Annotated in this window: 15 protein-coding genes; 5 read left to right on the forward strand and 10 right to left on the reverse strand. The window is 62.2% G+C overall.

Annotated features, from left to right (window positions below; translation table 11 throughout):
• Positions 1 to 4 precede the first annotated feature (4 nt).
• The 3 genes from IF189_RS09265 to IF189_RS09275 all read right to left on the reverse strand — a co-directional run bounded on the left by IF189_RS09265 (position 5) and on the right by IF189_RS09275 (position 3,239).
• Positions 5 to 1,216 (reverse strand): nitrate/nitrite transporter, encoded by a 1,212-nt coding sequence (locus IF189_RS09265; RefSeq protein ID WP_192553152.1) that lies wholly within the window; start codon positions 1,214 to 1,216, stop codon positions 5 to 7.
• Between the two features lie 220 nt (positions 1,217 to 1,436).
• A complete protein-coding gene (locus IF189_RS09270) occupies positions 1,437 to 2,012 on the reverse strand; it encodes an ANTAR domain-containing response regulator (protein ID WP_134826004.1) in 576 nt (191 codons plus the stop codon).
• 15 nt (positions 2,013 to 2,027) lie between these two features.
• Positions 2,028 to 3,239 carry a CmpA/NrtA family ABC transporter substrate-binding protein gene (locus tag IF189_RS09275; RefSeq protein ID WP_192553153.1) on the reverse strand — a complete coding sequence of 404 codons (1,212 nt, stop codon included), beginning with the start codon at positions 3,237 to 3,239 and terminating at the stop codon, positions 2,028 to 2,030.
• A gap of 223 nt (positions 3,240 to 3,462) precedes the next feature.
• Between IF189_RS09275 and IF189_RS09280 the strand changes: the two genes are divergently transcribed.
• Positions 3,463 to 4,482, forward strand: coding sequence for a quinone-dependent dihydroorotate dehydrogenase (locus IF189_RS09280; RefSeq protein ID WP_011333259.1), 1,020 nt, complete (start codon positions 3,463 to 3,465; stop codon positions 4,480 to 4,482).
• Positions 4,483 to 4,620: 138 nt separating this feature from the next.
• On the opposite strand, the gene rmf is transcribed toward IF189_RS09280, so the two are convergent.
• Entirely contained in the window at positions 4,621 to 4,836 is a 216-nt protein-coding gene (gene rmf, locus IF189_RS09285) for a ribosome modulation factor (RefSeq protein ID WP_003223300.1), read from the reverse strand.
• Positions 4,837 to 5,366: 530 nt separating this feature from the next.
• Here rmf and rlmKL point away from each other — a divergent pair.
• Both rlmKL and IF189_RS09295 read left to right on the forward strand, forming a co-directional pair.
• The gene (gene rlmKL, locus IF189_RS09290; protein WP_134826006.1) at positions 5,367 to 7,637 is read left to right on the forward strand and encodes a bifunctional 23S rRNA (guanine(2069)-N(7))-methyltransferase RlmK/23S rRNA (guanine(2445)-N(2))-methyltransferase RlmL; all 2,271 of its coding nucleotides are present in this window, start codon (positions 5,367 to 5,369) and stop codon (positions 7,635 to 7,637) included.
• A gap of 144 nt (positions 7,638 to 7,781) precedes the next feature.
• Entirely contained in the window at positions 7,782 to 10,166 is a 2,385-nt protein-coding gene (locus IF189_RS09295) for a diguanylate cyclase (RefSeq protein ID WP_192553154.1), read from the forward strand.
• A gap of 65 nt (positions 10,167 to 10,231) precedes the next feature.
• Here the strand turns inward: IF189_RS09295 and dacB are convergent, their stop codons facing one another.
• Positions 10,232 to 11,692 (reverse strand): D-alanyl-D-alanine carboxypeptidase/D-alanyl-D-alanine-endopeptidase, encoded by a 1,461-nt coding sequence (gene dacB, locus IF189_RS09300; protein WP_114882038.1) that lies wholly within the window; start codon positions 11,690 to 11,692, stop codon positions 10,232 to 10,234.
• Between the two features lie 233 nt (positions 11,693 to 11,925).
• On the opposite strand from dacB, the gene IF189_RS09305 reads away from it, so the two are divergent.
• Positions 11,926 to 12,270, forward strand: a complete 345-nt coding sequence (locus tag IF189_RS09305) for a YggL family protein (RefSeq protein ID WP_085711916.1) — start codon at positions 11,926 to 11,928, stop codon at positions 12,268 to 12,270.
• A 58-nt stretch (positions 12,271 to 12,328) separates the two neighbouring features.
• Here the strand turns inward: IF189_RS09305 and IF189_RS09310 are convergent, their stop codons facing one another.
• Entirely contained in the window at positions 12,329 to 13,519 is a 1,191-nt protein-coding gene (locus IF189_RS09310; RefSeq protein WP_134826008.1) for a benzoate/H(+) symporter BenE family transporter, read from the reverse strand.
• 224 nt (positions 13,520 to 13,743) lie between these two features.
• On the opposite strand from IF189_RS09310, the gene IF189_RS09315 reads away from it, so the two are divergent.
• Positions 13,744 to 14,508: a GntR family transcriptional regulator gene (locus IF189_RS09315; RefSeq protein WP_064378756.1), complete on the forward strand. Its 765-nt coding sequence runs from the start codon at positions 13,744 to 13,746 to the stop codon at positions 14,506 to 14,508.
• Positions 14,509 to 14,688: 180 nt separating this feature from the next.
• Here IF189_RS09315 and guaD read toward each other — a convergent pair whose 3' ends face one another.
• The 4 genes from guaD to xdhA all read right to left on the reverse strand — a co-directional run bounded on the left by guaD (position 14,689) and on the right by xdhA (position 20,853).
• The gene (gene guaD / locus IF189_RS09320) at positions 14,689 to 15,993 is read right to left on the reverse strand and encodes a guanine deaminase (RefSeq protein WP_134826009.1); all 1,305 of its coding nucleotides are present in this window, start codon (positions 15,991 to 15,993) and stop codon (positions 14,689 to 14,691) included.
• A gap of 13 nt (positions 15,994 to 16,006) precedes the next feature.
• Positions 16,007 to 16,864: a xanthine dehydrogenase accessory protein XdhC gene (gene xdhC / locus IF189_RS09325; protein ID WP_134826010.1), complete on the reverse strand. Its 858-nt coding sequence runs from the start codon at positions 16,862 to 16,864 to the stop codon at positions 16,007 to 16,009.
• Between the two features lie 142 nt (positions 16,865 to 17,006).
• Complete coding sequence (xdhB, locus tag IF189_RS09330) at positions 17,007 to 19,406, reverse strand: xanthine dehydrogenase molybdopterin binding subunit (protein WP_134826011.1); 2,400 nt, start codon at positions 19,404 to 19,406, stop codon at positions 17,007 to 17,009.
• The gene (gene xdhA / locus IF189_RS09335; RefSeq protein WP_085711921.1) at positions 19,399 to 20,853 is read right to left on the reverse strand and encodes a xanthine dehydrogenase small subunit; all 1,455 of its coding nucleotides are present in this window, start codon (positions 20,851 to 20,853) and stop codon (positions 19,399 to 19,401) included. Before xdhA ends, xdhB begins: the two co-directional genes overlap by 8 nt.
• Positions 20,854 to 20,935: the final 82 nt, after the last annotated feature.

A 20,935-nucleotide genomic window follows, 5' to 3' on the forward strand; every position in this document is an offset into this window, starting at 1 on the left:
GGCCTCAGACCCGGGCAGCGGTCACGGCCGCCGAACCCCAGGTGGTTCTCCAGCGACGTTTGACGCCGTGCAGGCCGAACCATGCCAACACGCCAAGGCTAGCGAACAACCACAGCGCCAGTTGATAACTGCCGGTGCTCTGTTTGATTGCGCCCATGCCGGCCGCCAGGGCAAAACCGCCGATGCCACCGGCCATGCCGATCAGCCCGGTCATCACGCCGATCTCGCGGCGAAAGCGTTGCGGCACCAGTTGGAACACCGCGCCATTACCCGCGCCGAGACCGAGCATGGTGCAGACGAACAGTGCCAGCGCCGCGTAGGAACTGGGCAGGTTGAAACCGACGGCCGCGATGCAGATCGCCGCCACCGTGTACATCGCCAGCAGCGTGCGAATCCCGCCGAAACGGTCAGCCAGCGCACCGCCCAGCGGTCGCATCAGGCTGCCGCCGAACACGCAGGCGGCGGTGTAGTAACCGGCGGTGACCGGGCTCAAACCGTATTGATCGTTGAAGTAGCCGGGCAGGGCGCTGGCCAGGCCGATGAAGCCGCCGAAGGTGACGCTGTAGAAAAACATGAACCACCAACTGTCGCGGTCGCCCAGAGCCTTGAAGTAGTCGGCCATGGATTTGGCTTTTGGTCGCTCCGGCGCGTTTTTCGCCAGCCAGGCGAACAGCACCAGGGTCAGGATCAGCGGAATCAGGGCGAAACCGAACACGTTGCTCCAGCCGAACGACGCGGCCAGCACCGGGGCGATCAGCGCGGCGAACACGGTGCCGGAGTTGCCGGCGCCTGCGATGCCCATCGCCTTGCCCTGATGCTCCGGCGGATACCACTGCGAGGCCAGCGGCAGCGCCACGGCAAACGAAGCGCCGGCCATGCCGAGGAACAGGCCAAGCAGCAGGGCCTGTTCGTAACTGTGAATGCCCAGCTTCCAGGCGCCGAACAGCGCGCAGATCACGATCACCTGGCCGATCAGCCCGGCGGTTTTCGGCGACAGGCGATCGGCAAGCATGCCCATCGCAAAGCGCAGCACGGCGCCGGCCAGGATCGGCGTGGCCACTACGAGGCCGCGCTGTTGGGTGGTCAGGTGCAGGTCGGCGGCGATCTGCACCGCCAGCGGGCCGAGCAGATACCAGACCATGAAGCTCAGGTCGAAATACAGGAAGGCCGCGAACAGGGTCGGGGTGTGGCCGGATTTCCAGAAGCTTTTATTCATCGCGCACCTCAGCGGTAGAGAATCTCGAGAAGGAGTCAGAACCAGCACAGTGGGGCGCCGCCACGGCCGCACCACCGGCCCCGGTCAATGGGGCCAAAACGCAAAAACGCCGCTACCCGGATCGCCGAAAGGGGCGAAGAAGGTGAGCGACGTCTTTGTCGTGGGTGGGGCAACCGCCGTTGGTTACCTGTAGGGATTGCTTAGCGAGATTTGTGCCAGCTCAGCCAAGCAACTCGCTCATGGCAATGATCTGCTCCGCGACCTGTATCAGTTTCTGCTGGCGGCTCATGGCCTGGCGGCGCATCAGGGTGTAGGCCTCTTCTTCGTTGCAGTCCTTCATTTTCATCAACAGCCCTTTGGCCAGTTCGATGCGTTTGCGCTCGGCCAGTTGCTGGTCGCGGGCCTGAAGCTGGGCGCGCAGGGCCTGGTCGCTTTCGAAGCGGGCCATGGCCACGTCGAGAATCGGCTGCAAACGTTGTGCGTGAATGCCCTCGACAATGTAGGCACTGACCCCGGACTTGATCGCCTGACGCATCACACCGGGGTCGTGCTCGTCGGTGAACATCACGATCGGCCGGGGCTGGTCGCGGCTGACCAGTACCACTTGTTCCATCACATCGCGGCCCGGTGACTCGGTATCGATCAGGATCACGTCCGGGCGCACCGTTTCGACGCGCGCCGGCAGGTCGATGGTCAGGCCGGACTCGTCGATCACCTCGAAACCGGCCTCGGTCAGCGCAGCTTTCAGGCGCCCGACTTTTTTCGCCGTGTCGTTGATCAGCAGAATGCGCAGCATGTTTGCGGTCTCCTGTCAGCGACGGGCGAGAAGAGGGGCGGTGTTGCTTAGCGCGTGCAGCTTGAAGCTTTGCGCGTAGGCAGCCGGGTCGCTGCCATCCCAGACCTTGCCGTCGATCAACTGGCTGCTGCGGATGTCCTCCGTGCCGACTGGCACACCAACTGCGCTGGCGGCGTCGCGGTACAGCGCCAGTTGTTGCACCTGGCGGGCGACGGCGAGGTAATCCGGGTCGTCACGCAGCAAACCCCAACGGCGAAACTGGGTCATGAACCACATGCCGTCCGACAGATACGGCAGATTCACCGCACCATCGCCGTGAAAGCGCAGGGCGTGCGGATCCTGCCAGCGGTTGCCCAGACCGTCGTCGTAGGCACCGAGAAAACGCGGCTCGATGCAGGAATCCGGGGCGTCGAGGTACTCGGCAGCGCTGAGCAGTTGCGCGGTGCTGCGGCGGTTTTCCGGGCTTTCTTCGATGAAACGGCTGGCTTCGAGGATCGCCATCACCAGCGCCCGGGCCGTGTTGGGGTATTGCTCGACAAAGGCGCGGGTGCAGCCGAGGACTTTTTCCGGATGGTCGGGCCAGATGGTCTGGCTGGTCGCCAGGGTGAAACCGAGATCCTGCTGCACGGCGCTGGCGGCCCACGGCTCGCCCACGCAGAAACCATCGATGCGACCGGCCTGCAGGTGCGCGACCATTTGCGGCGGCGGCACCACCACGCTGTCGACATCCTGCAACGGATGGATGCCCTGGCTCGCCAGCCAGTAATAGAGCCACATGGCATGGGTGCCGGTGGGGAAGGTCTGGGCGAAGGTCAGCCTTGCGCGGGTTTGGTGCACATGACGGTCCAGCGCCTCAGGACCGGTCACGCCCAGCCCTTGCAAGCCGTGGGACAGGTTAAGGCTCTGGCCGTTCTGGTTCAGACCCATCAGCACCGCCATGTCGGTGGAAGCAACGCCGCCGATGCCCAGGTGCACCGCGTAGATCAGGCCGTAGAGGCTGTGGGCGGCATCGAGTTCGCCGCTGACCAGATTGTCCCGCAGGTTTGCCCATGAGCTCTGGCGCTTGAGGTTCAGGGTCAGGCCGTAAGGCTGGGCAAAGCCCTGGGTGGCGGCGACCACCACCGAGGCGCAGTCGCTCAGGGCCATGAAGCCGAGGTTGATCGCGCTTTTTTCCGGGGCATCGCTGCCGTTGACCCAGGCCAGTGGCCCGACGGAGGTTTGAGTCATGAAAAACCACCCTCAAAAAAAACGCCGTCCGAGGCTTTGCCCGCGCAAAACCGAGAGACGACGCCATTGTCCTTGCCTGCACACCACCATTGGCCTGCGGGCTGATGCAGGAGCAGGTGCAAGGCATATGCCAGCGCAGCGGATTTGCGCATGCGCCTCGCGCGGCAGGGCGATGCCCGGCTATAATCGCCGCCTCTTTTCGCCGCCCGAGTCATAGCCGCCCATGTACACCCTGGCCCGTCAGCTGTTGTTCAAACTTTCCCCGGAAACCTCCCACGATCTGTCGCTGGATCTGATCGGCGCGGGCGGGCGTTTGGGCCTCAACGGCTTGCTGTGCAAGGCGCCGGCGTCGCTGCCGGTGAACGTCATGGGCCTGCAGTTCCCGAACCCGGTGGGTCTGGCGGCCGGTCTGGACAAGAACGGCGCGGCCATCGACGGCTTCGCGCAGCTGGGTTTCGGTTTTGTCGAAATCGGCACCGTGACCCCGCGCCCGCAGCCGGGCAACCCGAAACCGCGGATTTTCCGCCTGCCGGAAGCCGAGGCGATCATCAACCGCATGGGTTTCAACAACCTCGGTGTGGATAACCTGCTGGCGCGGGTGGCGGCGGCCAAATACAAGGGCGTGCTGGGGATCAACATCGGCAAGAACTTCGACACCCCGGTCGAGCGGGCGGTGGATGACTACCTGATCTGCCTGGACAAGGTTTACGCCCACGCCAGTTACGTCACGGTCAACGTCAGTTCGCCGAACACCCCGGGCCTGCGCAGCCTGCAATTCGGCGATTCGCTCAAGCAGTTGCTGGCGGATCTGGCCACACGTCGCGCCGAACTGGCCCTGCGTCACGGCAAACATGTACCGCTGGCGATCAAGATCGCGCCGGACATGACCGACGAAGAAACCGCGCAAGTCGCGCAAGCGCTGATCGAAACCGGGATGGACGCGGTGATCGCCACCAACACCACCCTCAGCCGCGTGGGCGTCGAAGGCATGGAACACGGTGACGAGGCGGGAGGTTTGTCCGGTGCACCGGTGCGTGAGAAGAGCACTCACACCGTGAAAGTGCTGGCGTCCGAGCTGGGCGGCAAGCTGCCGATCATCGCAGCCGGCGGCATCACCGAAGGCAAGCATGCGGCCGAGAAGATCGCTGCCGGCGCGAGCCTGGTGCAGATCTACTCCGGCTTCATCTACAAGGGCCCGGCGCTGATCCGCGAGTCCGTGGACGCCATCGCCGCCAAGCGCTGATCGTCGGACATAAACGGCAGGCATAAAAAAGGGCTCCTCGAAGGAGCCCCTGGGCCGTAGCCCGCCGTCCGGGAAGGACGTGCATGGTGATCAGGGTGTTGCGAAATCAGATTGTCGTGTCGGAATAAATGCCCTGTGTCAGCCGACGGCGTGAAGTTCGTTGAGTCTGTGGATTCCCGCAGTGCCGGTCATACCGTCCCAGTTGTCGCCGCGTCCTTCTCGCCAGCCGTTGATCCAGGCTTGACGTACCGACGGTAGAGTAAATGGGCAAAGCTCACGGGATTTGCCACCAACGCCATATTGATATCCGCGCAAAAATGCTCTTTCCAACGGATCACGCTTAAGTCTTCTCATAGGGTGTTTCCCTCACTTGTTGACTGTTTTTGTCGCGTCGACCTCAATTGAGGTCTGGCAGAAAAACTCTGCCGTTGGCGGCTCGCTGCCGGCGTGGCGAGCCAAGGTGTTGACGCCGTTGCGACGTCAACCTGTGTCCAGTTCTAACCAATGAGTCACATCGAGGGAATGACCGTTTTGTCATAAGGACGTAACGAAAAGGGTGCTATGGCGATAAGTAACGCCAGGTTTCATGAATGTTTATTCACCAAACCCCGGTATGATCGGCCCTGCGCTGTATGACAGGTTTAATGCCTTAGTGAGAATGACCCACGTTTACCGTCGGGTACTTTTCGACGAAGGGTTGCTTTGAGTCATTTTGTTGCATCAACTTTTTTATCTGTCCCGGCATCTAAGCTCTTTTAACCCGAGCAGCGGGGATGGAACGGCACACCTTCGTGCCACGCGGGCGCTCTTGTAGAAAAGCGCCTGATTGAAAACCGGATCGGCAATGCGTTGCCGGTTCATTAGCCAAAGGCTCTGGAAAAACCATGTCCGACCGTTTCGAACTCTTCCTCACTTGCCCTAAAGGCCTTGAAGGCCTGCTCATCGAGGAAGCCGTCGGGCTTGGCCTTGAAGAAGCCCGCGAGCACACCTCCGCCGTGCGTGGCATGGCGACCATGGAAACCGCTTATCGCCTGTGCCTCTGGTCGCGTCTGGCCAACCGCGTGTTGCTGGTGCTCAAGCGCTTCCCGATGAAAAACGCCGAAGACCTGTACCACGGCGTACTCGACGTCGACTGGCAGGATCACATGCTGGCCGACGGCACCCTGGCTGTTGAATTCAGCGGCCACGGCTCGGGCATCGATAACACCCATTTCGGCGCCTTGAAGGTCAAGGACGCCATCGTCGACAAACTGCGCACCCCACAGGGTGATCGCCCGAGCATCGACAAGCTCAACCCGGACCTGCGCATTCACCTGCGACTGGATCGCGGTGAAGCGATTCTGTCCCTCGACCTCTCCGGCCACAGCCTGCACCAGCGCGGCTACCGCTTGCAGCAGGGCGCTGCACCGCTGAAGGAAAACCTGGCAGCCGCGATCCTGATCCGTTCCGGCTGGCCGCGCATTGCCGCCGAAGGTGGCGCGCTGGCTGACCCGATGTGCGGTGTCGGCACGTTCCTGGTGGAAGCCGGCATGATCGCTGCCGATATGGCGCCGAACCTGCGCCGCGAGCAGTGGGGTTTCACCGCGTGGCTCGGTCACGTCCCGGCGCTGTGGAAGAAACTGCACGAAGAAGCCGTCGAGCGCGCCGCTGCCGGTCTGGCCAAGCCGCCGCTGTGGATCCGTGGTTATGAAGCCGACCCACGACTGATTCAGCCGGGCCGCAACAACGTCGAGCGTGCCGGCCTGAGCGAATGGATCAAGATCTATCAGGGCGAAGTGGCGACCTTCGAACCGCGTCCAGACCAGAACCAGAAAGGCCTGGTCATCTGCAACCCGCCGTATGGTGAGCGTCTGGGTGACGAAGCCAGCCTGTTGTACCTCTATCAGAACCTTGGCGAGCGCCTGCGTCAGGCCTGCCTGAACTGGGAAGCCGCGGTGTTCACCGGCGCGCCGGACCTGGGCAAGCGCATGGGTATCCGCAGCCACAAACAGTATTCGTTCTGGAACGGCGCGCTGCCGTGCAAGCTGCTGTTGATCAAAGTGTTGCCGGATCAGTTCGTCACCGGCGAGCGTCGTACTCCGGAGCAACGCCAGGCCGAGCGCGAGCAAGCCGAATACGATCAGGCGCCGAACGAGCCGCAAGAGCGCAAGTACAACAAGAACGGTAACCCGATCAAACCGACGCCGGCCCCGGCTCCGGTGATCGAGCAACCACGCCTGAGCGAAGGCGGGCAGATGTTTGCCAACCGCCTGCAGAAGAACCTCAAGGCCATGGGCAAGTGGGTCAAGCGCGAAGGCATCGACTGCTACCGCGTCTACGATGCGGACATGCCGGAATACGCCATGGCCATCGACCTGTATCACGACTGGGTGCACGTTCAGGAATACGCCGCGCCGAAGTCGATCGACCCGGAAAAGGCCTCGATCCGCATGTTCGATGCGCTGGCGGCCATCCCGCAGGCACTGAACATCGACAAGAGTCGCGTGGTGGTCAAGCGCCGCGAGCGTCAGAGCGGCACCAAGCAGTACGAACGTCAGGCGGCCCAGGGCAAGTTCAACGAGGTCACAGAAGGTGGGGTGAAGTTGCTGGTGAACCTCACCGACTACCTCGACACGGGGCTGTTCCTCGATCACCGGCCGATGCGCATGCGGATCCAGAAAGAGGCGGCCGGCAAGCGCTTCCTCAACCTGTTCTGCTACACCGCGACCGCCAGTGTGCACGCGGCCAAGGGCGGTGCGCGCAGTACCACCAGCGTCGACCTGTCGAAAACCTATCTCGACTGGGCGCGCCGCAACCTGTCGCTCAACGGTTTCTCCGACAAGAACCGTCTGGAGCAGGGCGACGTGATGGCGTGGCTGGAAAGCAGCCGGGACGAGTACGACCTGATCTTCATCGACCCGCCGACCTTCTCCAACTCCAAGCGCATGGAAGGAATCTTCGACGTGCAGCGTGACCAGGTACAGTTGATCGACCTGGCCATGGCGCGTCTGGCAGCCGGCGGGGTGTTGTACTTCTCCAACAACTTCCGCAAGTTCCAGCTGGAAGACAACCTGGCCGAGCGTTATGCGGTCGAGGAAATCACCGCCAGCACCATCGATCCGGATTTCGCCCGCAACGGCAAGATCCACCGCGCCTGGAAAATCACGGCTCGTTGACGCTCTGCATAATTGGATCCACAGAGCCTTGATTTTAAAGGTTCTTGGATCCGATCAGAGCTAGCCAAATTAATGGCTAATAGCTATAACTCACTCACGGCCAATGGGGTTATCCCGTAAGTACTGGCGTAGTGAGTGGCCCATATGTCGTTGCACCCCGTGCGCCCCAAGATCCTGGGTTTCATCAGCGAAGAAGTCTCGGCCTGGCTGGTCGCGCTGCTGGTATTGCTCGCCGGCGGGATTCTCACGGGGTTGCTGGCCTGGGCCACCCTCAATCAGTTTCACAGCCAGTTGCGCCAGCGTTTTCAACTGCTGGCCAACGAGCGTTACAGCCGTATCGAAGAACGCTTTCAGGATCAGGAACAACGCCTCGACGGCCTGCGCCGGTTCTTCGCCAACTCCGAATCGGTGTCCCGCGCCGAATTCGACGGCTACACCCAACCTTTATTACTGCGCACCCAGGCCTATTCGTTCGCCTTGCGGGTGAGCGGTGCCGAGCGCGCCGCGTTCGAGCAACAGGTGCGTGAGGAAGGCATTACCACCTTCAGCGTGCGCGAACTCAATACCCGCGGCGAACTGCAACTGGCCGCCGCCCGGGATGAATACGTCGTCGTGGTGTACAGCCAGACCCAGAGCCGCCTGGGTTCCCCACTGGGTTACGACTTGCTGGCCCAGCCGCTGCGTCGTTCGACCCTGGAGCGTGCCGACCAGCTCGGCGGCCTGGCGGTGTCGCAGCCGATGCATCTGGTCAGTATCGAACCGGCCTATGCGCGGGGCGTGCTGCTGGTGGCGCCGGTGCGGCGCGAGGGTGAGCCCAAGTCCTTCGGTTATGTGATGGCGGTGATCAGCATGCGCCAGTTGCTTGCCGACGGGCTGCCTGACGCGCTGCATGATTACCTCTCGGTGCGCATCCTCGACCTGTCGACCAATGATCAGCACGAGGTGCTGTTCGAGTCGACCAATGATCCGGCGCCCAGCGATCTGTCGACCACGCGGCTGGTGCGCATGGCCGACCACGACTATCAGGTCGATATCTCGCCCAGCGAGTCCTTCCTGCAGGCCAACCATTCGTCGGTTGGCAGCGTGGTGGTCCTCGGCGGTTTGCTCAGCCTGCTGCTCAGCGCGCTGCTGTATGTGTTGGTCAGCCAGCGCCAGCGAGCCTTGCGGATGGTCGAGCTGCGAACTCAGGAACTGCATGAGCGTGAACAGGAACTGCGGGGCACCCATGGCCAGTTGCGCGGGGTGCTCAACGCGGCGACTCAAGTGGCGATCATCGCCACCGACCTGCGCGGCGTGATCAACACCTTCAATCCCGGCGCGGAGCAGATGCTCGGCTATCGCAGCGCCGAGGTGGTCGGCCATATGACCCTGGAAAACCTGCATTTCCCCCGGGAGCTGATCACCCGTGCGGCGGAACTGAGCGCCCGCTATGGCAAGGCTATCCCGACCTGCCAGGCGATGCTGGTGGAGGGCGGCGAAGTCGGCGGGCATGAGGCGCGGGAGTGGACGCTGGTGCGCAAGGATGGCAGCCATCTGCCGGTGAACATGCTCGCCACCCCGGTGCTGGATGAGCAGGGGCTGTGGGTCGGGCACCTGGCGATCTGCATCGATATCACCGAACGCAAGCGCGTACACGAGGCCCTTGCGGCGCGGGACGTGCTGCTGAAGAAACTCAGCGCCCATGTTCCCGGCGGCATCTATCAGTTCAAGATGGAATTCGACGGGCGCTTCAGCGTGATTTACGCCAGTGACGGCATTCGCGAGATCTACGAGCTGGAACCCGACGTGTTGCTGCTCAATGCCGAATCAATTTTTACCCGGATTCACCCACAGGACGTCAGCCGCGTGCGCAAGTCGATCCGTGCCTCGGCGGACAATCTCAGTCCGTGGCGTGAAGAGTACCGCGTGCAATTGCCCGAGCGCGGCCTGCGCTGGGTGCGCGGCGAAGCGACGCCCGAGGAACTGCCGGGCGGTGGTGTGCTCTGGCATGGCTACATTTCGGACATCTCCGACCTGAAGCGCGTGGAGGAAGAACTGCGCGCACTGTCGGTGACCGATGCACTGACCGGCATTCACAACCGGCGCTATTTCCAGGAGCGCCTGACCACCGAAATGGCCCGGGTCGAGCGCGGGGGCGGCGAATTGTCGGTGATCATGCTCGATATCGACCACTTCAAACGGATCAACGATCAGTACGGCCACGCGGTCGGCGACCGGGTGTTGCAGGCGGTGTGCGAGCGCATCGGCCATCGGCTGCGGCGTACCGACGTGTTCTGTCGTCTCGGTGGCGAAGAGTTCATGGTGCTGTGCCCGGACATCGACGGCGATCATGCGTATATGCTGGCCGTGGAGTTGTGGCAAGGCTTGCGCGGGGCGCCGGTGGATGTGGTCGGTGTGGTGACCGCGAGTTTCGGGATTGCCAGCTGGCGGCCGGGAGAGGGCGCCGACTCGCTGTTGTTGCGGGCGGATTCGGGGGTTTACGCGGCGAAGCAGGGCGGGCGGGACCGGGTCGAGCGGCAGATGCACTGATCCGGTTTGCCGCTGAATACCTGTGGGAGCGAGCAAACTCGCTCCCACAATGTTTTTTGGTGTGCTTACAAAACCGAAGCCGTCTGCGGCGCTCGCGGCTGTTTGTAGAGATCCAGCAGCACCTGATCCAGAACCGACGACGCGCCGAACGGTGCCTTGTCGTTGAGGATCGCCACCACCGCCCAGGTGTTGCCGTTGACGTCGCGGCTGAAGCCGGCGATGGCGCGCACGGTGTTCAGGGTGCCGGTCTTGACGTGGGCTTCGCCGCGCATCGCGGTGGTCTTCAGGCGTTTACGCATGGTGCCGTCCATGCCGGCGATCGGCAGCGAGCTGATGTACTCGGCCGCGTAAGGGCTGTGCCACGCGGCTTGCAGCATCGCCGCCATTTCCCGGGCGCTGACCCGCTCGGCACGGGACAGGCCGGAACCGTTCTCCATCACCAGGTGCGGCGCGGTGATGCCTTTTCTCGCCAGCCACTGGCGGACCACGCGCTGCCCGGCCTTGGCGTCATCGCCGTCGGCTTCGTTGCGGAATTTCTGGCCAAGGCTCAGGAACAGCTGCTGGGCCATGGTGTTGTTACTGTATTTGTTGATGTCGCGGATGATTTCCGCCAGGTCCGGCGAGAAGGCACGGGCCAGCACCTTGGCGTTGCTCGGCGTCGGCGCCAGACGGTCCTTGCCCTGGATGCTGCCGCCCAGTTCCTTCCAGATCGCCCGCACGGCGCCGGCGGTGTAGGTCGCGTGGTCGAGCAGCGACAGATAAGTCTGCGAGCTGCAGCCTTCACCCAACTGACCGGCAACGGTCACCGTCACGCTGCCATCGGCCTGCGTTACCGGGTTGTAGCGCACGCCGCCGGTGCATTGCTTGGAGTTGAGCGCCTTGACGGTGTTCTCGATCTTGATGCTGGCAATCGGCGGTTCTACTGAAATCAGTACCCGGCCGCCGTCATTGCGGGCCACGAAACGCAGGGCCTTGAGGTTGACCAGCAGCGAGTCGGGCTTGACCAGGAACGGCTTGTTCTCGTCATTGCCGTCATCGTTGAATTCCGGCAGTTGCGGCTGAATGAAGAAGCTGCGGTCCAGCACCAGGTCGCCGGTGATCTGGGTTACGCCGTTGGCGCGCAGGTCGCGCATCAGCAGCCAGAGTTTTTCCATGTTCAGCTTCGGATCACCGCCACCCTTGAGGTAGAGGTTGCCGTTGAGGATGCCGCCGCTCAGGTCGCCGTCGGTGTAGAACTCGGTTTTCCACTGATGGTTGGGGCCGAGCATTTCCAGCGCCGCGTAGGTGGTGACCAGTTTCATGGTCGAGGCCGGGTTGACCGACACATCGGCGTTGTACACGGTCGGTGTGCCCGGGCCGTCCAGCGGTACCATCACCAGCGACAGGGCAGTGGGCTGCAGCTTGCTGGCCTTGAGGGCTTTTTCGACGTTGGGGGTCAGGGACGTGTTGATGGTGGCAGCGGAGACGGGCAGGGCCAGGGGAAGAAGAAGGCCGGCCAGGAGCAGAGGACGCAACGATTTGATCATATGAAATAAAACCCTACAGCCGAGGGGAAAAAGACGAGGACATGGATGAAAAGGCCCTCAGTGGTCATGAAAGTGTCGGCATTATGCCCCAAGGTGTAACAGCTTGTGCCTTTCCCAAGGGGCCCAATCGGTTATTTTTTTACGGGCGGTCGTACGCACGTCCCGGATAGGCGGGCAATCGCCGCCTTAAACTGGTAAAGTGCCGGCCGTTATTACTTAAGAGGATTGTTCCAATGGCGACTAACCGTTCCCAGCGTCTGCGCAAAAAACTGTGCGTCGATGAATTTCAAGAGCTGGGTTTCGAACTGAACCTGGGCTTCAAAGAAGACCTGTCCGAAGAAGCCATTGACGCTTTCCTCGAAGCATTCATCAAAGAAGCCATGGAAGCCAACGGTCTGGGCTATGTCGGCGGCGAAGACTTCGGTCTGGTTTGCCTGCAGAAGCGTGGCTCGGTGTCCGAAGAACAGCGCGCTGCCGTTGAAGCCTGGCTGAAAACCCGCTCCGAGCTGACCACCACTGAAATCAGCCCGCTGCTGGACGTCTGGTATCCGGAAAAGCCGATCAACGCGGCCAAGTGATACTGAAAAAAACGGCGACCTGAGGGTCGCCGTTTTTTTATGCCTGCTTTTTAACGAATCATGCCTTGCGCCAGTTGAGGATCAGCAAGGTCAGCACCCCCGCAACAATCCCCCAGAACGCCGAGCCGATGGAAAACAGCGTCAGCCCCGACGCCGTGACCATGAAGGTGATCAGCGCCGCTTCCCGTTCCTTCACCTCGGTCATGGCGATGCTCAAGCCGTTGATGATCGAACCAAACAGCGCCAGCGCGGCAATCGACAGCACCAGCTCCTTGGGCAGCGCGGCAAACAGCGCCGCCAGCGTGGCGCCGAACACCCCGGCAATCCCGTAGAAGATCCCGCACCACACGGCGGCGGTGTAGCGTTTGTTGCGATCCTCATGGGCGTGGGGGCCGGTGCAGATCGCGGCGCTGATCGCTGCGAGGTTGATGCCATGGGAACCGAACGGCGCCAAAAGCAGCGAGGCAATGCCTGTGGTGGTGATCACCGGCGAAGCCGGGACGTTGTAGCCATCGGCGCGCAACACGGCGACGCCAGGCATGTTCTGCGAGGTCATCGCTACGACAAACAGCGGAATGCCGATGCTGATGGTTGCCGCGAGAGAAAAATGCGGCGTGGTCCAGACCGGCGTCGCCACTTCCAGGTGAAAACCGCTGAAATCCAGCAGCCCCATGAAGCCCGAAAGCGCGGTGCCGATCAGCAGCGCGGCGAGTACCGCATAACGCGGCGTCAGGCGTTTGACCAGCAGATAAGTGAAGAACATCCCCAGTACCAGCCCGGTGCGGTGCTGCGCGGCGACGAAGATTTCGCTGCCGATCTTGAACAGAATCCCCGCCAGCAGCGCGGCCGCCAGCGATGCCGGGATCTTTTTCACCAGGCGTTCGAAGCTGCCGGTCAAACCGCAGATCGTCACCAGCAACGCGCAGGTAATGTAGGCGCCGATGGCTTCGCCGTAGGTAACGCCGCCAAGGCTGGTGATCAGCAGCGCTGCGCCGGGGGTCGACCAGGCAATGGTGATCGGTGTGCGATAGCGCAGCGACAGGCCGATCGAACACACCGCCATGCCGATGGAAATCGCCCAGATCCACGAGGAAATCTGCCCGCTGGTCAGGCCCGCAGCTTGCCCGGCCTGGAACATCAGTACCAGCGAACTGGTGTAACCGGTCATCATCGCGATGAATCCGGCGACGATGGCGGAGGGCGATGTGTCCGCGAAGGGGCGCAGTCGGGTGTGGGTGATTTCGTTCATGACAGCGGCGTTCCTTGTTCAAGCCACGGATTTCGGGTTTAAGCCTAAACTCAAACGTAACGATGCGTTGCAATACAGCCGAAGTCACAAATAGCCGTACAGTCGTGTTGCCACCTTCCATTGTGTACAATCGCGCTGTTTTTTACGCGATACTTGCCAGCGACCCACTGTGCCGTATTACAGTCACGGTCAATTCGCCGCCGCTCTTCCCGACTCGAGTGCCCATGAACGAACAGTTGCAACCCCTCAAGAAACAACCGCGAGCAGGCAAAGCCGGCCGCAGCGGAACCCAGGACGATATTGTCTATGCGCATATCTTCGAGGCCATCCTCGAACAGCGCCTGGCGCCCGGTACAAAGTTGAGCGAAGAAGCGCTGGGGGAAATTTTCGGGGTCAGCCGCACCATCATTCGCCGCGCGCTCTCGCGTCTGGCCCATGAAGGTGTGGTGCTGTTGCGGCCGAACCGTGGCGCGGTGGTGGCGAGCCCGAGCGTCGAAGAGGCGCGTCAGGTGTTCCTCGCCCGGCGTCTGGTGGAGCGCGCGATCACCGAGCTGGCGGTGCAGCACGCCACCGCCGAGCAGATCGCCGAGCTGCGGCAGATGGTCAACGACGAACGCGACAGTTTCTCCCGTGGCGATCGCGGCGCCGGCATCCGTCTCTCCGGCGAATTCCACCTGAAACTGGCCGAAGCGGCGAAGAACGCGCCGTTGATCAGCTTCCAGCGCAGCCTGGTTTCGCAGACTTCGCTGATCATTGCGCAATATGAAAGCGGCAACCGGTCGCACTGTTCCTACGACGAACACACCCAGTTGATCGACGCCATCGAAGCGCGCAACGGCGAGCTGGCGGTGGACCTGATGATGCATCACATGGATCACATCGACAGCAAGCTCAACCTCGACGAGGAAAGCGCGTCCGACGATCTGCATGCAGTGTTCTCGCATCTGTTGCAGACCAAGAAGCCGGGGCGGCCGGCGGCCAAGCTCTAAGTCAGACCGAGTTGGCCCCAATCGCTGGCAAGCCAGCTCCCACAGGATTCGCGGCGTGGCGCAATTCTGGTGAACACCATAAAACCCTGTGGGAGCTGGCTTGCCAGCGATAGCAATTCGACAGGCAATAAAAATCCCCCGGGGTGAACACCGCCGGGGGATTTTTTTGTCTGCGGAAAACTAGCGCTGGTGCACCAGCGCACCCGCCGCGTAGGTCTGGGCCACGGTGCGGTCATCGCCCAGGGTCATCAGCACGAACAACGTTTCGGCAATGTTGTTGGACTGCTTCAGGCGGTAGCTCAGCAGCGGCGTGGCGTTGTAATCCAGCACCAGGAAGTCGGCGTCGGAGCCCGGTTGCAGGTTGCCGATCTTGTCTTCCAGGCGCAGCGCCCGCGCACCGCCGAGAGTAGCGAGGTACAGCGACTTGAACGGGCTCAGGCGCGCACCTTGAAGCTGCATCACTTTGTAGGCTTCGTTCAGGGTCTGCAGCAGCGAGAAACTGGTGCCGCCGCCCACGTCAGTGCCGAGGCCGACGTTCAGTTTGTGCTTCTCGGCCATCGGCAGGTTGAACAGGCCGCTGCCGAGGAAGAAGTTCGAGGTCGGGCAGAACGAAATCGCCGAACCGGTTTCCGCCAGACGCGCACATTCGTCGTCGCACAGGTGCACGCCGTGGGCGAACACCGAGCGCTCGCCGAGCAACTGGTAGTGATCGTAGACGTCGAGGTAACCCTTGCGCTCCGGGAACAGCTCCTTGACCCACTCGATTTCCTTGAGGTTTTCGCTGATGTGGGTCTGCATGTACAGATCCGGGTATTCGGTCAGCAACTGGCCGGCGAGGGTCAGTTGTTCCGGGGTGCTGGTCGGGGCGAAGCGTGGGGTGACCGCATAGTGCAGACGACCCTTGCCGTGCCAGCGCTCGATCAGCGCCTTGCTGTCGACGTAGCTGGATTCAGCAGTGTCGGTCAGGTAGTCCGGGGCATTGCGGTCCATCATCACCTTGCCGGCGATCATCCGCAGATCAAGCTTCTCGGCCGCTTCGAAGAACGAGTTCACCGACTGCGGGTGCACGCTGCCGAACACCAGCGCGGTGGTGGTGCCGTTGCGTAGCAGTTCCTTGATGAAAATGTCCGCCACTTCATCGGCGTGGGCCTTGTCGCCGAACTGGCTTTCGCACGGGAAAGTGTAAGTGTTGAGCCAGTCCAGCAATTGCTCGCCGTAGGCGCCGACCATGCCGGTCTGTGGCAGGTGGATGTGGGTGTCGATGAAACCCGCGGTGATCAGCGAATCCTTGTGATGTGTGATCTCGATGTCCGCCGGCAGGGTCGGCAGCAATTCGCTGGCGTGGCCGAGGGCGCTGATCTTGCCGCCATCGACCACCAGCAGGCCGTCTTCGAAATACTCGTAGGAGGCTTCGATGCCGACCTCGGCAGGGTCGGCGATGCTGTGCAGGATGGCGGCGCGGTAGGCTTTGCGAGTCAGAGGCATGAGGGTTCTCTAATCAGTTTGAGGCTTTGAGTGTGGCGGCCTGACTGCGGCGCGAAACCGGCAGCAGTTTGGCAATCGGTTCGGCGCTGGCGGTGTGCTGGCCGAAATTGGCGTTATAGGTGGCGATGATTTCGCCGGCGATGGAGATGGCGATTTCCACAGGCAACTTGCCTTTGACTTCGCTGATGCCCATCGGGCAGCGCATGCGTTGCACGACACTGGCGTCGAAACCACGGTCACGCAGGCGATGTTCGAACTTGGCCCGTTTGGTCTTCGAACCGATCAGGCCGAACCAGGTGAAGTCGTTGCGCTTGAGGATCGCGGCGGTGAGTTCCAGATCCAGCTGATGGTTGTGGGTCATGACGATGCAGTAGCTGCCGGCGGGCAAGTCGTCGATTTCATCCACAGGCTCTTCGGCGACGATTTTACGCACGCCGTGGGGAATCTGTTCGGGAAATTCCTCTTCCCGGGAATCGATCCAGCGCACCCGGCAGGGCAGGCTGGCGAGCAGCGGCACCAAGGCGCGGCCCACATGACCGGCGCCGAACACGGCGATTTGCGCCTGTACCTGGCCCATCGGCTCGAACAGCAATACCGTGGCGCCGCCGCAGCACTGGCCGAGGCTGGCGCCGAGGCTGAAGCGCTCGAGGTGAGTGTCCTGCCTGCCGCTGGCGAGCATTTCGCGGGCGATCTGCATGGCTTTGTATTCCAGGTGCCCGCCACCGATGGTGTCGAATGTCTGGCGGGCGCTGACGACCATTTTCGAGCCGGCATTGCGCGGCGTCGAGCCGAGCTCTTCGATGATCGTCACCAGAACGCAGGGTTCGCCCTGGTTCTGCAGGTCGGCGAGGGCGTCGATCCAGTTGTACATGTTCACCTCGACATCTTCGTTGTCTGTTCGGGCCCCATCGCTGGCAAGCCCGCTCCCACAGGATTTGCGGTGTAACGCATTTCGGGTATTCACCACAAAACCCTGTGGGAGCGGGCTTGCCCGCGATGGCCGCGCCTCGTTCCTAGAGCGGAGCCAACTCGGTTTCAGCTTCGACGGCCTTCACCGCCTTGAGCTGACGCATCTGCTCGCAACCCCACAACACCCGCTCCGGGGTCGCCGGCGCGTCGATTTTCGGCTGATGCTTGTAGTCGCCCAGGCTGGCCACCGCATCCTTGATCGCACACCACGCGGCGATGCCGAGCATGAACGGCGGCTCACCCACAGCCTTGGAGTGGAATACGGTGTCTTCCGGGTTCTTGCGGTTTTCCACCAGCTTCACCCGCAGGTCCAGCGGCATGTCCGCCACGGCCGGGATCTTGTAGCTGGCCGGGCCGTTGGTCATCAGCTTGCCCTTGTTGTTCCACACCAGCTCTTCCATGGTCAGCCAGCCCATGCCCTGGACGAAACCGCCCTCGACCTGACCGATGTCGATGGCCGGGTTCAGCGAGGCGCCGACGTCGTGGAGGATGTCGGTACGCAGCATCTTGTACTCGCCGGTCAGGGTGTCGACGATCACTTCGCAGCACGCCGCGCCGAAGGCGAAGTAGTAGAACGGACGACCACGGGCCTGGCTGCGGTCGTAGTAGATTTTCGGGGTCTTGTAGAACCCGGTGCTCGACAGCGACACCTGATTGAAATACGCCAATTGAATCAGCGCTTCGAAGGTCATGATGTGGTCGCGCACACGGACGTGGCCGTTGTGGAATTCCACGTCTTCTTCGCTGACCTTGTAATGCCGCGCAGCGAACTCGACGAGGCGCTGCTTGATGATCTCGGCGGCATTCTGTGCAGCTTTGCCGTTGAGGTCGGCACCGCTGGACGCCGCCGTCGGCGAGGTGTTTGGCACCTTGTCGGTGTTGGTCGCGGTGATCTGCACGCGGTCCATTTCCACCTGGAACACTTCGGCCACGACCTGCGCGACTTTGGTGTTCAGACCCTGACCCATTTCCGTACCGCCGTGGTTCAAGTGGATGCTGCCGTCGGTGTAGACGTGCACCAGGGCGCCTGCCTGGTTGAGGAAGCTGGCGGTGAAGGAAATACCGAACTTCACCGGGGTCAGCGCCAGGCCTTTTTTCAGGATCGGGCTGTTGGCGTTGTAGCGACGGATCGCTTCGCGGCGCTCGGCGTACTGGCTGCTTTCTTCCAGTTCGGCGGTCATCTCTTCGAGCATGTTGTGCTCGACGGTCTGGTAGTAATGAGTGACGTTGCGCTCGGTCTTGCCGTAGTAGTTGGCCTTGCGCACGGCCAGCGGATCGAGGTTCAGGTGACGGGCGATGGCATCCATCACTTCTTCGATCGCGACCATCCCCTGCGGGCCGCCGAAACCACGGTACGCAGTGTTCGACGCGGTGTTGGTCTTGCAGCGGTGACCGTTGATGGTCGCATCGCCGAGGTAGTACGAGTTGTCCGAGTGGAACATCGCCCGGTCAACGATCGAGGCCGAGAGGTCAGGCGAGCAGCCGCAGTTACCGGCCAGATCCATGGCGATCCCGTGCAGGCGGCCGGTGCTGTCGAAGCCGACGTCGTACTCGACGTAGAACGGGTGGCGCTTGCCGGTCATCAGCATGTCTTCGACCCGTGGCAGGCGCATCTTGGTCGGCTGGCCGGTGAGGTGTGCGACCACGGCGCACAGGCAGGCCGGGCTCGCGGCCTGGGTTTCCTTGCCGCCGAAACCACCGCCCATGCGGCGCATGTCGACGACGATTTTGTTCATCGAAACGTCGAGGACTTCGGCCACCAGCTTCTGCACTTCGGTGGGGTTCTGGGTCGAGCAGTAGACGATCATGCCGCCGTCTTCGGTCGGCATTACCGAGGAGATCTGCGTCTCCAGATAAAAGTGCTCCTGACCGCCGATGTGCAGCGTGCCCTGAATACGATGCTCGGCCGTGGCCAGAGCGTTGGCCGAATCGCCACGCTGATGGGTGTGGCTGTCGAGCACGAAGTGGCGTTTGCGCAGGGCTTCGACCACGTCCAGCACCGGTTCCAGATCTTCGTATTCGATGATCGCGGCCATGGCGGCCTTGCGTGCGGTTTCCAGATCCTTGGCGGCCACGGCCAGCACCGGCTGACCGACGAACTGCACGTCATCGATGGCCAGCAGCGGATCGCCCGGCAGCAGCGGGCCGATGTCTTTCAGGCCCGGCACGTCTTCGTGGGTGATGGCGATGCGCACGCCTTCGAAGGCGTAGCAGGGCTTGGTGTCGATGCTGATGATTTTTGCGTGGGCGCGATCCGACAGCCGTGCGTAAACGTGCAACTGGTTGGGAAATTCCAGGCGGTCATCGATGTACTGCGCTTCACCGGACACATGCTTGGCGGCGCTGTCGTGCTTGACGCTGCGGCCGACACCGGTGGTCAGGTCTTTGGCGAACAGTTCAGCCAGTTCAGCTTGAGTTTTCTCTACGCCGTGATGGTTAGACATAAGCGGTCACCCGAGTCTCGATGTGCGGTGTTTGCAGTTCGATGAAGTATTTGCGCAGCAGGTTCTGCGCGCTGAGCAGGCGGTATTCCTTGCTGGCGCGGAAGTCCGAGAGCGGGGTGAAATCCTCGCCCAGTGCGGTGCAGGCGCGTTCCACCACCGCATTGTTGAACGGCTGACCGAGCAGCACGGCTTCGCAATGAGCGGCGCGTTTCGGGATCGCGGCCATGCCGCCGAAGGCGACGCGGGCGTCGGTGATCACACCGTTTTCGACGCGCAGGTTGAACGCGGCGCAGACGGCAGAAATGTCATCGTCCAGACGCTTGGAGACTTTGTAGGCGCGGAAGCGCTGCTCGGCTGTGGCGCGAGGGACGATGATTTTCTCGATGAACTCGCTTTCCTGACGCGCGGTGACCCGGTAATCGATGAAGTAATCTTCCAGGTTCAGCGTACGGCGGGTCTCGCCCTTGCACAGCACGATCTGCGCGCCGAGGGCGATCAGCAGCGGTGGCGAGTCACCGATCGGCGAGGCGTTGCCGATGTTGCCGCCCAGGGTGCCCTGGTTGCGGATTTGCAGCGAGGCGAAGCGGTGCAGCAGTTCGCCGAAGTCCGGGTACTCGGCATTCAGCGCTTCGTAGCAGTCGGAGAGGGCGGTGGCGGCGCCGATTTCGATGCGGTCTTCGAAGTGCTCGATGCGCTTCATTTCGGCGACGTTGCCGACGTAGATCATCACCGGCAGGGTGCGGTGGAACTGGGTGACTTCCAGCGCCAGATCGGTGCCGCCGGCCAGCAACCGGGCCTGTGGATAAGCGTCGTAGAGATCAGCCAGATCGGCCACGGTCAGCGGCACCAGGCAGCGTTTGTCGCCGCTGTTGAGTTCGCCGATCGATGTTGGGGCAATGGCTTTGAGGCGGGCGATGGTTTCCGCTTCACGGGCGTCGAACTGGTCCGGCTGCTTGCCGCAGCAGGATTGTTCGGCGGCGGCCAGGATCGGCCGGTAGCCGGTGCAGCGGCAAAGGTTGCCGGCCAGTGCTTCGTGGGCCTTGGCATGGTCCGGTGCATCGCTGTTCTTTTGCAGGGCGAACAGCGACATCACGAACCCTGGGGTGCAGAAGCCGCACTGGGAGCCATGGCACTCGACCATGGCTTTCTGCACGCTGTGCAGTTCGCCCTGGTGCTTGAGGTCTTCGACGCTGATGAGTTGTTTGCCGTGCAGCGACGAAACGAACGTCAGGCACGAGTTGAGGCTGCGATAGCGAATGTGCTCGCGGCCGTCGTCATCCGTCTGCAACTCGCCGACCACCACCGTGCACGCGCCGCAGTCACCGCTGGCGCAGCCTTCTTTGGTGCCGGATTTGCCCACGTGTTCACGCAGGTAGTTGAGCACAGTCAGGTTCGGGTCCAGGGCGTGCTCGCTACGGAGTTCCTGGTTGAGTAAAAACTGGATCACGGAAGGCCTCGCAGACTCATTATTGTTGTTAAGCGACTTGAGCCGAATTTAGCAGGTCTGACTTTTCGGTCAATGGTTTTCT

The sequence above is a fragment of the Pseudomonas sp. IzPS59 genome (assembly GCF_014863505.1).
Classification (GTDB): Bacteria; Pseudomonadota; Gammaproteobacteria; order Pseudomonadales; family Pseudomonadaceae; genus Aquipseudomonas; species Aquipseudomonas kribbensis.

Bases quoted from the DNA above. Each gene is read 5' to 3' on its own strand.
- IF189_RS09265 (WP_192553152.1), bottom strand. From the start codon at position 1,216: ATGAATAAAAGCTTCTGGAAATCCGGCCACACCCCGACCCTGTTCGCG.
- IF189_RS09270 (WP_134826004.1), bottom strand. From the start codon at position 2,012: ATGCTGCGCATTCTGCTGATCAACGACACGGCGAAAAAAGTCGGGCGC.
- IF189_RS09275 (WP_192553153.1), bottom strand. From the start codon at position 3,239: ATGACTCAAACCTCCGTCGGGCCACTGGCCTGGGTCAACGGCAGCGAT.
- IF189_RS09280 (WP_011333259.1), top strand. From the start codon at position 3,463: ATGTACACCCTGGCCCGTCAGCTGTTGTTCAAACTTTCCCCGGAAACC.
- rmf (WP_003223300.1), bottom strand. From the start codon at position 4,836: ATGAGAAGACTTAAGCGTGATCCGTTGGAAAGAGCATTTTTGCGCGGA.
- rlmKL (WP_134826006.1), top strand. From the start codon at position 5,367: ATGTCCGACCGTTTCGAACTCTTCCTCACTTGCCCTAAAGGCCTTGAA.
- IF189_RS09295 (WP_192553154.1), top strand. From the start codon at position 7,782: ATGTCGTTGCACCCCGTGCGCCCCAAGATCCTGGGTTTCATCAGCGAA.
- dacB (WP_114882038.1), bottom strand. From the start codon at position 11,692: ATGATCAAATCGTTGCGTCCTCTGCTCCTGGCCGGCCTTCTTCTTCCC.
- IF189_RS09305 (WP_085711916.1), top strand. From the start codon at position 11,926: ATGGCGACTAACCGTTCCCAGCGTCTGCGCAAAAAACTGTGCGTCGAT.
- IF189_RS09310 (WP_134826008.1), bottom strand. From the start codon at position 13,519: ATGAACGAAATCACCCACACCCGACTGCGCCCCTTCGCGGACACATCG.
- IF189_RS09315 (WP_064378756.1), top strand. From the start codon at position 13,744: ATGAACGAACAGTTGCAACCCCTCAAGAAACAACCGCGAGCAGGCAAA.
- guaD (WP_134826009.1), bottom strand. From the start codon at position 15,993: ATGCCTCTGACTCGCAAAGCCTACCGCGCCGCCATCCTGCACAGCATC.
- xdhC (WP_134826010.1), bottom strand. From the start codon at position 16,864: ATGTACAACTGGATCGACGCCCTCGCCGACCTGCAGAACCAGGGCGAA.
- xdhB (WP_134826011.1), bottom strand. From the start codon at position 19,406: ATGTCTAACCATCACGGCGTAGAGAAAACTCAAGCTGAACTGGCTGAA.